Source organism: Micromonospora sp. DT81.3, from assembly GCF_049847225.1.
In the GTDB taxonomy this organism is placed as follows: domain Bacteria; phylum Actinomycetota; class Actinomycetes; order Actinomycetales; family Microbacteriaceae; genus Microbacterium.
In genome coordinates, this window is the sequence record NZ_JBNCNY010000007.1 from 13252 (window position 1) to 25810 (window position 12559).

Below are 12559 nucleotides of genomic sequence, written 5' to 3' on the forward strand. Positions count from 1 at the left end.
GTTCAGTCTAGGGTCGGCGACGGCTCGGACACCGTCGGGCCGAAGGCGGCCGGAAGCGTCGCGGTGGACAGTTCGCGCAGCTCGGAGAGCGGCACAGTGAAAAGTCCCTGCACCTCGAGCACGCTCTCGCCGGACGGCGGGGTGTCCGTCACACCGATGCGCAGCACCGGGTAGCCGCGACCGTCGCAGAGCCCGCGGAACTTCACGTCGTCCTCGCGCGGCACGGTCACGATCACGCGGCCGGTGGACTCGGAGAAGAGCGCGGATGCGGCATCCACCCCGTCGCGCTCCATGATCTCGCGCAACCACACGCGTGCGCCGACGCCGAAGCGCAGCACGCCCTCGGCAAGTGCCTGGCCGAGACCGCCGTCAGAGAGGTCGTGTGCGCTGGAGATGAGCGACTGCTCCGCTCCCGCGCGCAGCAGCTCCGCGAGCCGCTTCTCGCCGGCGAGGTCGACCTTCGGCGGCCGCCCTCCGAGGTGCCCGTGCACGGTGCCGGCCCAGGCCGAGCCGCTCAGCTCGGTCGAGGTCACGCCGAGCAGGTAGATGTTCTCGCCGGGGTCCTGCCATCCGCTCGGAACGCGCCGGGCCACGTCATCGATGATGCCGAGCACGCCGACGACGGGAGTCGGGAAGATCGGGGTGTCGCCTGTCTGGTTGTAGAACGAGACGTTGCCGCCGGTGACCGGGATCTCGAGCTCGAGGCATCCGTCCGAGAGGCCCTCGACCGCGCGCTGGAACTGCCACATCACGTCGGGGTTCTCGGGGCTGCCGAAGTTCAGGCAGTCCGTGACGGCCGTCGGGATCGCGCCGGTCACCGCGACGTTTCGATACGCCTCCGCGAGGGCGAGCTTGGCGCCCTCGTAGGGGTCGAGCTGGCAGAAGCGCCCGTTGCAGTCGGTCGCGATGGCGAAACCCAGCCCGGACTGCTCGTCGACGCGGATCATGCCGGCATCGTCCGGGAAGGAGAGGGCCGTGTTGCCCATGACGTAGTAGTCGTACTGGTTGGTCACCCACGACGTGTCGGCCAGGTTGGGGCTGGAGAGCAGCTGCGCGAACTGCGCGCGCAGGGTGTCGGCGTCATCCGTGCGGGGCAGCGCGCTCGCCGAGTCCTCGCGCAGGGCGTCGATCCAGTCGGGGTAGGCGACCGGGCGCTCGTATACAGGACCGTCGACCGCGACCGTCGACGGATCGACGTTCACGATCTCCTCGCCGTGCCAGTGGATGACCAGGCGTCCGTCGCCGGTGACCTCGCCGAGCACGCTCGTCTCGACATCCCACTTCGCCGTGACGGCGAGGAACGCGTCGAGTTTCTCGGGCGCCACGATCGCCATCATGCGCTCCTGGGACTCCGACATCAGGATCTCTTCGGGCGTCAGGCTGGGGTCGCGCAGCAGCACCTTCTCGAGGTCGACCTTCATGCCCGATCCGCCGTTGGCGGCGAGCTCCGACGTGGCGCACGAGATGCCGGCCGCACCGAGATCCTGGATCGCCTCGACGAGGTCATCGCGGTACAGCTCGAGGCAGCACTCGATGAGCACCTTCTCGGCGAAGGGGTCGCCCACCTGCACGGCGGGGCGCTTGGTGGGACCGCCGTCGGCGAACGTGTCGGACGCGAGGATGGATGCGCCGCCGATCCCGTCGCCGCCGGTGCGGGCACCGAACAGCACGACCTGGTTGCCGGCGCCGCTCGCGTTGGCGAGCTTGATGTCCTCGTGGCGCATCACGCCGACGGCCAGGGCGTTGACGAGCGGGTTGCCCTGGTAGACCGCGTCGAACACCGTCTCACCGCCGATGTTGGGCAGGCCGAGGCAGTTGCCGTAGAACGAGATGCCGCTGACCACGCCATGGACGACGCGGGCGGTGTCGGGGTCATCGATCGCCCCGAAGCGCAGCTGGTCCATGACCGCAACGGGGCGGGCGCCCATCGAGATGATGTCGCGCACGATGCCGCCGACGCCGGTCGCAGCGCCCTGGAACGGCTCGATGTAGCTCGGGTGGTTGTGCGATTCGACCTTGAAGGTCACAGCCCAGCCCTCACCGACATCCACCACGCCCGCGTTCTGGCCCATGCCGACCATGAGCTTCTCGCGCATCTTGGGGCTGACCTTCTCGCCGAACTGACGGAGAAAGATCTTGCTCGACTTGTACGAGCAGTGCTCCGACCACATCACGGAGTACATGGCCAGCTCGCCGCTCGTCGGGCGCCGACCCAGGATCTCGCGGATGCTCGCGTACTCGTCGGGCTTGAGGCCCAGCGCCGCATACGGCTGATCCCGTTCGGGGGTCGCCTCGGCGTTCTCGACGGTATCGGCGAGCTTGCGAGCGGATGCCGCGGCGGCGGCGTCAAGCTTCTGGGCGGATGCCGCGGCAGCGGCGGCGTCAAGCTTGTGGGCGGATGCCGCGGCAGCGGCGTTCGGGGTGGAAAGTGTCACGCGGCTGAACTCCAAGATCGCGGGGGGCCGGACCCTCCCATCCTATCCGGGGCCTCCCGGCCGCTCCCCGTGAGCCCCGAGCCCCTCCCCCTTCCATCGCGAAAGGACGCAATCGGCGGCTCAGCATGCCTGGGAGCAGCAGGTTGCGTCCTTTCGGCTCGGGGGCACGGGGGGGACGACGGGCGCGGGGGCTCAGGGGCTCAGGGGCGGGGGACGGGGGGTCAGCGGGTCGAGAGCATCCGGACGCCGTCGAGCACGGCCAGGTGGGTCGCCCGCGCGGCCAGCACAGCGAAGTGCCCGACGGCGGGCACCTGCACGTTGGTGGCTCCCTCCAGCATGCTGCCGTCGGGGATGTGCGGGTCGTAGCCGCCGAACACCGAGACGATTCGGCCGTTGACGGATGAGTCGCGGCCGAGGGTGACGATGGTCTCGTCGTTGGGCAGCATGGCCCGCACGCTCGGATCGACGAGGTAGCGCGCGAGGCGCGATCCCTTGAACGGCGTGCACACCGCCACGAGCCCGAGCAGGCCCAGCGGCCGCGCGTCGGTGGACGCGGCATCCGGAGCGGGTGCGCTCGCCGCCGCCTCTGCGGGGTCGCCGCCGGTGACCGCCTGCGCCGCCGCCGCCGTGGCGGCTCCGGAGGAGATGAGCAGATGCTTGCCGATCAGTCCGCCCTTGCTGTGCGCCACGATCACGCGGCCGGCGGGGGCGGGTCGCTTCTTGGCGAGCGCGCGGCCCAGGCGCTCCGACGTCTCGACGACACCTCGGCGGTTGACGCCCAGTCCGTGCACCACGGTGACGCGGTGTCCTGCCTGGCTCAGGGCGTCGCCGAGCGGGCGCATGAACGTCCAGTGCTCGTATACGCCCGGGAGCAGGATGATCTCCGGGAGGTCGGGCGAGCCACGACGCCAGCCGCCGGGTTCCGGGCGAGGACGGCCGATCGTCCATGGCGGCGCGAGGATCGACAGCTGCCGCCGCGCCGCGTAGACGTAGTCGGACGCCCACCACCACGCGCGCGCGAGGCGCGACGGCGGTTCGGCATCCGCCTTGCCGTCCGCCGTGGCCCGAGCGTCGGCTTCCGCGACCTCCGCGTGGTCTGCGGCGACATCCGCCGTGTCATCTTCTCGCGCGGAAGCTGAGGTGCCCGACATGTGCGGCAGTCTACGAGGCCTTGTCGGCCAGCCATTCGCGGGCAGCCACCACGAGGTTCGCCACGCCGTTGTCCAGCGTCGGCTGCAGCACCGGGGCGTAGAACGGCGAATGATTCGTCGGGACGTCGCGGTCGACGGTGCCGGCGGCGGTGGCCTTCGCGAATGCCTCCGAGTCGACGCCTCCCCAGAACCAGAACACGAGCGGAACGCCTGCCTCGGTGGCGAACCACGAGACGTCCTCGCTTCCGGTGAACATGCCCGGATCGAGAACCGTGCCCTCGCCGAAGGCCCCGTCGAACGCCGCGGTCAGCCGCGCGGTGGCGTCGGCGTCGTTGATCGTCGGGGGCAGCGAGTGGTCGGTCGTGATCGTGGGGGGCGTCTCCACGCCGGATGCCGCGGCCTCGGCGTTCACGATGCGCTCCACCTTGGCGAGGATGCGGTCGCGTGCCTCATCGTCGGGGTACCGCAGGCTGAGTTCGAGCTTCGCCTCGGCCGGGATGATGTTGTTCTTCAGCCCGGCGTGCATCGAGCCGACGGTGACCACCGCGACGTCGCGAGGATCGACCTCGCGCGAGACGATCGTCTGCAGCCTCATGACCGTGGCCGCGGCGAGCACGATGGGATCGATCGTCGAGTGCGGACGGGAGCCATGCCCGCCGCGCCCGTAGAGCATGACCGTGAGGCCATCCGAGGCGGCCATCTGGGTGCCGGGCCGTACGCCGATCGTGCCGGTGGGCAGCGGGGTCACGTGCTGGCCGAGCACGACGTCGGGGCGGGGGACGCGCTCGAGCAGGGCGTCGGCGATCATCGCCTGCGACCCGGCGCCGTATTCCTCGGCCGGCTGGAAGATCGCGACGACCGTGCCCGTCCACTGGTCCCGGGTCTCCACCAGCCGCTCGATCGCGCCGACCAGGGCGCTCACGTGCATGTCGTGGCCGCACGCGTGCATGACGGGGACCTCGTTGCCGGCCGGATCGCGCCCATGCGCGATGCTCGCGTAGTCCAGACCCGTGCGCTCGGCCACCGGCAGGGCATCCATGTCGGCGCGCAGCCACACGACGGGGCCTTCGCCGTTTGGAAGCACGGCGGCCACTCCGGTGACCCCGAGGCCCTCGATCACTTCGAGCCCGAGGTCGCGCATGTGCTGCGCGGCGATGCCGGCGGTGCGCGTCTCCTGGAAGGAGAGTTCCGGATGCCGGTGCAGGTCGATGTACAGGGCCTCGAGGTCGATGGTCATGCGTCCGAGCCTAATCGCGCTCCCGGTCCGGCCGGCTGGGGGCCTCCGCCAGGACCCCTTCGCGCGGTTTGGGGCGTACGAGTCTCTTTGGGGCGCAGCAGTTGCGCCCCAAAGATCGTGAGGCGCCCCGAACCAGGGATGCAAGGGCCCCCGGAGCCCGGGCGCCGAGAGAAGGGAGGCGCCCGCGAAACCCGGGCCCCTGAACCCGGGGTCGGAAGGCCGGGTCAGCCGTCGTGGCGGGCCGTGGTGCCGCGCACCACGAGCTCGTACGGCAGCTCACCCGGGGCGTGCTCCACGGGGGCGGCGTCGCCGCGCTCGAGTTCGTCGAGGATCGCGTCGGCCGCTCGTTCGCCCTGCCCGAGGGGGAACTGGTCGACGGTCGTGAGGCGGAAGAACTCCCCGAGCTCGTGGCCGTCGATGCCGATGATGGAGAGGTCCTCCGGCACCCGGTATCCCAGCTCGCGGGCGGCGAGCAGCGCGCCGATCGCCATCTCGTCCGAAGCCGCGAAGATCGCCGTCGGCCGCGGGCCCGGTCGGCCGAGCAGCTGCTTCGCGGCGCGGAATCCGCCCTCGATCGTGAAGTCGGCCGGCTCGTACAGCGCGGGGCGGGCCGGGATGCCGGCATCCGCCATCGCCTGCTCGAAGCCCTGACGGCGGTGGGTCGGGATGTGGAAGTCCAGGTCGAACTGCGGGTTGGCGCCGATGTGCGCGATGTCGCGGTGTCCGAGCGCGAGCAGGTGCTCGGTGGCGAGCCGCGCGACGGCCACGTCGTCGACCGTGAGGGTCGAGAGGCGCGGGTTGGGGCCGCCGATCGCGATCACGGGCAGGTCGAGTTCGCTCAGGCGGGCGGTCTCTTCGGGACCGAGTTCGATCGAGACGGCGATGACGCCGTCGACGCGCTGGCGGCGCAGGAAGGTCTCGAAGATGCTGCGCCGCACGTCGGCATCGGCCGTGAGGTTGTAGAGCGTGATGTCGTACCCGCGGCGCATCAGCGCCGACGCGACGCCGTTCAGCACTGTGCTGAAGAACCACCGGTCGAGGAACGGCACGAGCACGCCGATGTTGCGCGTGCGGCCGGACGCGAGGCTCGACGCCGAGGCCGAGACGACGTAGCCGAGGCTCTCCGTCGCGGCTTGGACCCGCGCGCGGGTGGCCGCGGAGACGTGTCCCCGACCGCTCAGGGCGCGCGAGACCGTGGCGGTGGAGACCCCCGCGAGGCGGGCCACTTCATCGATGCTCACCACGGTGTCGCTGCTTCCTGTCGGGCTCCTCTGCGGGGCCGCGCCGGATCGGGATCAGACCCGCTCGAACCAGACGGTCGTGTCGGTCGGCACGACCGTTCCGGCGAACGGCTCGCTCTGCGCGAGGACCTGCACGTCCTCGCCACCCACGTCGACCGGGTTGTCGCCGAGGTTCGCCACAACATACAGCCCTCCGCGGCGGAAGGCGATGACATCCGGGCCGTAGCCGTCGAGCCATTCCAGTTCGCCGTGCCCGAGGGAGAAGCGCGCGCGCAGTTCGAGCAGACGGGTGTAGAGGTTGAGCGTCGAGTCCGGGTCGGCCTGCTGCACGTCGCGGGCGAAGGCCGCCCACTCGGCGGGCTGCGGCAGCCAGGAGGCGCCGGTGTCACTGAAGCCGTGCCCGACGCCGTCGGCGGTCCAGGGGAGCGGCACCCGGCATCCGTCGCGCCCGTACCGCTCGCCCTGCGTGCGGAACCACGTCGGATCCTGGCGCGCGTCGTCCGGGAGGTCGATGACCTCGGGCAGGCCGAGCTCCTCACCCTGGTAGAGGTAGGCGGAACCCGGCAGCGCGAGCATCAGGCTCGTGGCGGCGCGAGCGCGGCGAAGGCCGACGTCGGCGATCGGCTTGCCCGGAGAGTCGGGGCCGATGCCGTGGCCCTGCGGGTTCTCGGCCGTCAGAGCGAGCCGAGAGGCGTGCCGTACGACATCGTGGTTCGAGAGCACCCAGGTGCTCGGCGCACCGACCGCCGCGAAGCCGCGGATCGAGTCGTCGATCACGGCGCGGAGGGCGTCGGGATCCCACGGCGTCTCGAGGTACGTGAAGTTGAAGGCCTGGTGCATCTCGTCGGGGCGCACCCACCGGGCCGTCTTCTCGATCGTCGGAAGCCACGCCTCGGCGCAGAGCGCCCGGTCGCCGTCGTATTCGGCCATCACCTTGTGCCAGTCGCGGTACACCTCGTGCACGCTGTCCTGACCCCAGTACGGCACGTCCGCCTCGTCGCCGCCCATGGACGCGGCATCCGCCGGCGGGGTGTAGTCGGGGAGTCCATCGGCCTTCATCAGGCCGTGCGCCACGTCGACGCGGAAGCCGTCGACGCCCCGGTCGAGCCAGAAGCGCAGGATGCGGCGGAACTCCTCCCAGACGACCGGATTCGACCAGTCGAAGTCGGGCTGCGTCGTGTCGAAAATGTGCAGGTACCACTGGCCCGGCGTGCCGTCGGGGTTGGTCGTGCGGGTCCACTGGGGTCCGCCGAAGACCGACTCCCAGTTGTTCGGGGGCAGCTCGCCGTTCTCCCCCTTCCCGTCGCGGAAGATGTAGCGGGCGCGCTCCGGACTGCCGGGGCCGGCGGCGAGGGCCTCCTGGAACCAGACGTGCTGGTCGCTCGAGTGGTTGGGGACGAGGTCGACGATGACCCGGATACCGCGGGCGTGGGCGGCCGCGAGCAGGTCGTCGAAGTCCTCCAGCGTGCCGAAGAGCGGATCCACATCGCAGTAGTCGGCGACGTCGTAGCCGGCATCCTTCTGGGGCGAGGTCATGAACGGGCTCAGCCAGATGGCGTCCACACCGAGACGCTGGAGCGAGTCGAGACGGCTCGTCACTCCGGGAAGGTCGCCGATCCCGTCGCCGTTCGCGTCCGCGAAGGAGCGGGGGTAGATCTGGTAGATGACGGCGGAGCGCCACCACTCCGCGCCGGGGAACGACCCGGTCGTGGAGAGCGCGCGCTCGATCATCGCCTCGTGCATCAAAGTCATGCGACCAGGGTACTGCAAACGCTTGCACTCCCCTTCCGCGGTGCCCCGGTGACGCTCCCGGAACCGGCACGCCGCGCAGTGTCTCGCTAGGGTGACCGGCATGGACGAACCCTCCGCGCTGTCCCGAGCGCAGACCCTGATCGCCTCGATCCCGGACTATCCTGAGCCCGGCATCGTGTTCCGCGACCTGACGCCGCTCTTCGCGGATGCCGCGGCTTTCCGCGCCGTCATCGATGCGCTCCTGGCGCCGTTCCACGGGCGGTTCGACGCCGTCGCCGGCATCGAGGCCCGCGGGTTCGTGCTCGCCGGGGCGGCGTCGAGGGCGGCGGATGTCGGGCTGGTGCCGATCCGCAAGGCCGGCAAACTGCCCCGTGAGAGGGTGTCGGCCGAGTACGCCCTCGAGTACGGCACGGCGACCATCGAGGCCCACCGCGGTGACCTGCCCGCCGGTTCGCGGGTGCTGATCCTCGACGACGTGCTGGCGACCGGCGGAACCATCCGGGCCGCCCACGAGATCGGCTCCGCGCTGGGGTGGGAGGTCGTCGGCACGGCCGTGGTGCTCGAGATCGCCGCGCTGGACGGGCGGGCGGCGGTCGGCGCGCCGGTGCGCGCCGTGTTCACGGCCTGACGACGGACGGTCGCTCAGCCCTCACACGGTCGCTGAGCCTGTCGAAGCGTCGACCCCTCGACAGGCTCGGGGACCGATCCTCTCTCGGGGTCGGATCCTCACTCACCTGCCCGTCGCGTCAGGCGACGACCCGGGAGCCGCGGACGAACACCTGGTCCACCGCCTGCTCGCGCATGCCCATCAGCAGGGTGAACAGGTGCGACGCCGGGCCGCGCTCCGCCGCGGCGGCGAGCGCCTCGGAGAGGCCGGGCTGCGCCCCCGCATCCACGACCAGGAAGTCCGCCTCCTTGCCGGCGTCGAGATTGCCGATGGATGATTCCTGATCGAGCGCGCGGGCACCGGCGAGGGTGCCGAGGAACAGCAGCTGCGCGGGATGCAGCGCCTCGGCATCCGTCCCCGTCTCGCTCATGTGCACCTTGTAGCAGTCGTTCAGCACCCGCGGGATCAGCCACTCGTCCCCCGCACCGATGTCGGTGCCGATCGAGATGTTGGTCCCCGACGCGACGGTGCGCCGCCAGGGCATCGTGCCGCTGCCCAGGAAGAGCTGCGACGTCGGGCAGTGCGCGATGGATGAGCCCGTCTCGGCGAGTCGCTCCAGTTCGCGGTCGTGGCAGTGCACGGCATGGGCGAGGATGCTGCGCCGGCCGAGCAGGCTCTCGCCGCCCCGACGTGAGCCGGCCAGGAAGCGCCCGTCGTAGGTGTCGAGGTAGCACTCGACGCCGTAGAGGTCGCGCACCGCCTGGATCTCGCCGTCCCCGCGCCGATCGTTCTCGTTCAGATGCGAGTGGAAGTAGACGCCGTCGCCGCGCACGTCGGCGTACAGGTCTCCGAGGGCGGACAGGGTCTCGGTCGTGACGGCGAGGCTGAAGCGCGGGACGACGGCGACCTGAGCGAGCGCCGCGCGAGGGTCGGCCGCGAGGCCGGTCGGATCCTGGCCGTGCCAGCGGGCGATCTCGTCGCGGGCGAGCCCGATCGCGGCATCCTCGCTCGTGAGCAGCGGAGCGGCGCTCGCCGGACCCACCGTCTGGATGCCCCGGCCGCTCACCGTGCGGAGGCCGGCCGCGAGGCCGCGGCGGAAGAGGGCGTCCTGCGCGGCGGGGAACGCCGAGCCGAAGACGAGGGCGGATGTCGTGCCGACAGCGATGCGTCGGCGCACGAACTCGGCGGCGACCAGGTCGGCGAAGACCGGATCGGACAGCCGCGACTCGGCGGGGAACACGCAGCGCTCGAGCCACTCGAGCAGCTCCCCGCCCCCGAAGGCATCCGTGGTGAACGTCTGGGGGAAGTGCAGGTGCGTGTCGACGAACCCCGGCAGGAGGCAGCCGCCCGTCAGCACGACATCATCGAGAGCCAGTTCAGCCGGGATCGCGTCCCACGCGCCGGAGTACCGGATGCGCCCCGTCCCGTCGACGGCGAGCGCGCCGTCCGGGATCGAGACGAGGGTCTCGGGAGCCCGGGCGAGGGTCGGGCTGCCGGCCACGTGGATCAGGTGGCCGCGGTAGATCGTCACGGCATCTCCTCGGTGGCGTGGTCACCCGCATCCGGAGCAGCCCGGACTCGAGTCTTCGGCCCGGGCGTTGCGGGCGCGTAACGCGGTCGTAAACAGTGCTGGCATCCCCTGGTCTCACCGCTCGCCGCGAGCTTAGCCTGCAGGCCAGGCAATGGGACGGACGCGGACGGCCGGACCTCGACGGCGGGAGTGGGCGGATGGCGGCATCGGATGTGACGGAGAAGACGGGCGCCGAGCGCAAGGCCGCGAAGGCCGAGCGGCGCAACGGGAACACGGTCGACGGGATACCTCCGCTTGCTCGTCTCTTCCCCCTCGGTCTTCAGCACGTGCTCGCGATGTACGCCGGCGCGGTGGCGGTACCGCTCATCGTCGGCGGGGCCCTGGGATACTCCTCGGCCGACCTCGCCTTCCTGATCAGCGCCGACCTCTTCGTCGCCGGGATCGCCACGATCATCCAGTCCGTCGGGTTCTGGCGCTTCGGCGTGCGGCTGCCGCTGATGCAGGGTGTCACGTTCGCCGCGGTGGGTCCGATGATCGCGATCGGCCAGAGCGAGGGCATCCAGGCGGTCTTCGGGGCCACGATCGCGTGCGGCCTCTTCATGATCCTCATCGCCCCGTTCTTCTCGCAGCTGCTGCGCTTCTTCCCGCCGATCGTCACGGGCACCGTCATCCTGATCATCGGCCTCACGCTGATGCGCGTTGCGGCCGGCTGGATCGTCGACGGAGCGGAGGAGGGCGCCCCGCCGATCAACGTCGCCTTCGCGTTCGGGACTCTGCTGCTCATCGTGCTCATCGAGCGCTTCGCGCCCCCGGCCCTGAAGCGGGTGTCGGTGCTGCTCGGACTCGTGCTCGGCACGGTGCTCGCTCTGCTGGTGCCGGGGATGGTCGACTGGTCCGGCGTCGCGGAGGCAGAGTGGTTCGCCTTGATCACCCCGTTCCACTTCGGCCTGCCGACGTTCCAGGTGGCGTCGATCGTGTCGATGCTGATCGTCGGAATCGTGATCATGACCGAGACGACCGGCGACATGATCGCGGTCGGCGAGATCGTCGAGAAGCCCGTCGGGCGGCGACAGCTCGCCGACGGCCTCCGGGCCGACGGCCTGGGCACCGTCATCGGAGGGATCTTCAACACCTTCCCGTACACGGCGTTCGCGCAGAACGTCGGACTGGTGTCGCTCACCGGCGTGAAGTCCCGCTGGGTCGCCACGGCGGCCGGCGTCATCCTGGTCGTGCTCGGTCTCATTCCGAAGATCTCGGCGCTGGTGGAGGGCGTGCCCCGGGCGGTGCTCGGCGGCGCCGGCATCGCGCTCTTCGGGATGGTCGCGGCATCCGGCATCCGCACGCTCTCGAAGGTCCGGTTCAACAACAGCAACGTGCTCATCGTCGCGATCTCGGTGGGCGTCGCCCTGCTGCCCACAGTGGCGCCGACGATCTACGACCAGTTCCCGCAGTGGTTCACGCTCATCTTCGACTCGGGGATCAGCGCGGGCGCGATCGCCGCCATCCTGCTGAACCTGCTGCTGAACTCCGAGGAGATGAGGCGCGCTCACGCCGACGATCCGAAGATCGGGGCGCACGACGCGGTGCGGGGACCGGCCGCGGCGGCTCTCGTGCATCCGGATGCCGAGGGCACCGGTCTCATCCCGGCGCAGGTGCTCGGCGAGGAGCTGGCCGCCGAACAGGTCGGCGACGGCGTGCCCGTCGACGTGTCGAGGGTCGATCCCGAGCATCCGGGAGGTGGCAAGTCCTGAGCGCCGGCCACGCTCCCTTCAGGTTCGGTCCATCCGGGTCTCTTAGGATCGGGCGCGATGACAACGACAGGGACTGACCTCATGAGTGCCACGACTGCCACTGCCACCGACGCCTCCACTGCCTTCTCCGCCTCCACTTCTTCCACCGCCTCCGCTTCCACCTCCGCGCACGGCTTCACCGGACTGACCGGGTTCGCCGCCGACGTCCTCACCGCCCTCGGCGACTTCGGCGTCGGCGTGCTCGTCTTCATCGAGGTGCTGATCCCCCCGCTCCCCAGCGAAGTGATCCTCCCGTTCGCGGGGTACCTCAGCCAGAGCGGCGACCTCAACCTCGGGTGGCTCGTGTTCTGGGCCACACTGGCATCCTGGATCGGCGCGCTGCTCATGTACTGGCTGGGCTCGGCGATCGGCATGCATCGTGCCGTGCAGTGGCTGGCCGCGACGCGCCTCGTCAGTCGATCGGACCTCGAACGAGGAGCCGAGTGGTTCGGCCGCAGTGGCAGCTGGACCGTGCTGGTCGGCAGGCTCGTACCCGGGGTGCGGAGCCTGATCTCGCTGCCGGCCGGGGCCTCGCGGATGAACCTGTTCCGGTTCAGCCTCTACACGATCATCGGCAGCGGCGCGTGGAACGCGCTGCTGATCGGCGTGGGCGCCGCGCTCGGCACCCAGCACGAGCGGCTCGAGGGGTACCTGTCCTACCTCGACTACGTCGTGTACGGGGCCCTCGCGCTGGGAGTCGCGGTGCTCATCATCCGCCGTGTCCGAGAAGCCGCGCCGTCGCGCCGCGGGCGTGGACGCGGAGACACCCCGGCGATCGACGACCTGGCGAACTGACACGCATCTACGCCACGACC

Annotated in this window: 9 protein-coding genes; 3 read left to right on the forward strand and 6 right to left on the reverse strand. The window is 70.7% G+C overall.

Going from position 1 to position 12559, the window contains the following annotated elements; all coding sequences use genetic code 11:
- Positions 1 to 2 precede the first annotated feature (2 nt).
- The 5 genes from purL to ACPW96_RS15885 all read right to left on the reverse strand — a co-directional run bounded on the left by purL (position 3) and on the right by ACPW96_RS15885 (position 7807).
- A complete protein-coding gene (gene purL, locus ACPW96_RS15865; RefSeq protein ID WP_425884232.1) occupies positions 3 to 2435 on the reverse strand; it encodes a phosphoribosylformylglycinamidine synthase subunit PurL in 2433 nt (810 codons plus the stop codon).
- Positions 2436 to 2656: 221 nt separating this feature from the next.
- Positions 2657 to 3586, reverse strand: coding sequence for an esterase/lipase family protein (locus ACPW96_RS15870; RefSeq protein ID WP_425884233.1), 930 nt, complete (start codon positions 3584 to 3586; stop codon positions 2657 to 2659).
- A gap of 10 nt (positions 3587 to 3596) precedes the next feature.
- Complete coding sequence (locus tag ACPW96_RS15875; protein WP_425884234.1) at positions 3597 to 4823, reverse strand: amidohydrolase; 1227 nt, start codon at positions 4821 to 4823, stop codon at positions 3597 to 3599.
- Positions 4824 to 5047: 224 nt separating this feature from the next.
- The gene (locus ACPW96_RS15880) at positions 5048 to 6067 is read right to left on the reverse strand and encodes a LacI family DNA-binding transcriptional regulator (protein ID WP_425884236.1); all 1020 of its coding nucleotides are present in this window, start codon (positions 6065 to 6067) and stop codon (positions 5048 to 5050) included.
- A 51-nt stretch (positions 6068 to 6118) separates the two neighbouring features.
- Positions 6119 to 7807 (reverse strand): glycoside hydrolase family 13 protein, encoded by a 1689-nt coding sequence (locus ACPW96_RS15885; protein WP_425822332.1) that lies wholly within the window; start codon positions 7805 to 7807, stop codon positions 6119 to 6121.
- 109 nt (positions 7808 to 7916) lie between these two features.
- On the opposite strand from ACPW96_RS15885, the gene ACPW96_RS15890 reads away from it, so the two are divergent.
- The gene (locus tag ACPW96_RS15890; protein WP_425822105.1) at positions 7917 to 8444 is read left to right on the forward strand and encodes an adenine phosphoribosyltransferase; all 528 of its coding nucleotides are present in this window, start codon (positions 7917 to 7919) and stop codon (positions 8442 to 8444) included.
- A 118-nt stretch (positions 8445 to 8562) separates the two neighbouring features.
- On the opposite strand, the gene ACPW96_RS15895 is transcribed toward ACPW96_RS15890, so the two are convergent.
- Complete coding sequence (locus ACPW96_RS15895; RefSeq protein ID WP_425884237.1) at positions 8563 to 9954, reverse strand: amidohydrolase family protein; 1392 nt, start codon at positions 9952 to 9954, stop codon at positions 8563 to 8565.
- 197 nt (positions 9955 to 10151) lie between these two features.
- Here ACPW96_RS15895 and ACPW96_RS15900 point away from each other — a divergent pair, with 197 nt between their 5' ends.
- Both ACPW96_RS15900 and ACPW96_RS15905 read left to right on the forward strand, forming a co-directional pair.
- Positions 10152 to 11705 (forward strand): nucleobase:cation symporter-2 family protein, encoded by a 1554-nt coding sequence (locus tag ACPW96_RS15900; protein ID WP_425822101.1) that lies wholly within the window; start codon positions 10152 to 10154, stop codon positions 11703 to 11705.
- Between the two features lie 81 nt (positions 11706 to 11786).
- Positions 11787 to 12539, forward strand: a complete 753-nt coding sequence (locus ACPW96_RS15905) for a DedA family protein (protein ID WP_425884239.1) — start codon at positions 11787 to 11789, stop codon at positions 12537 to 12539.
- Positions 12540 to 12559 lie beyond the last annotated feature (20 nt).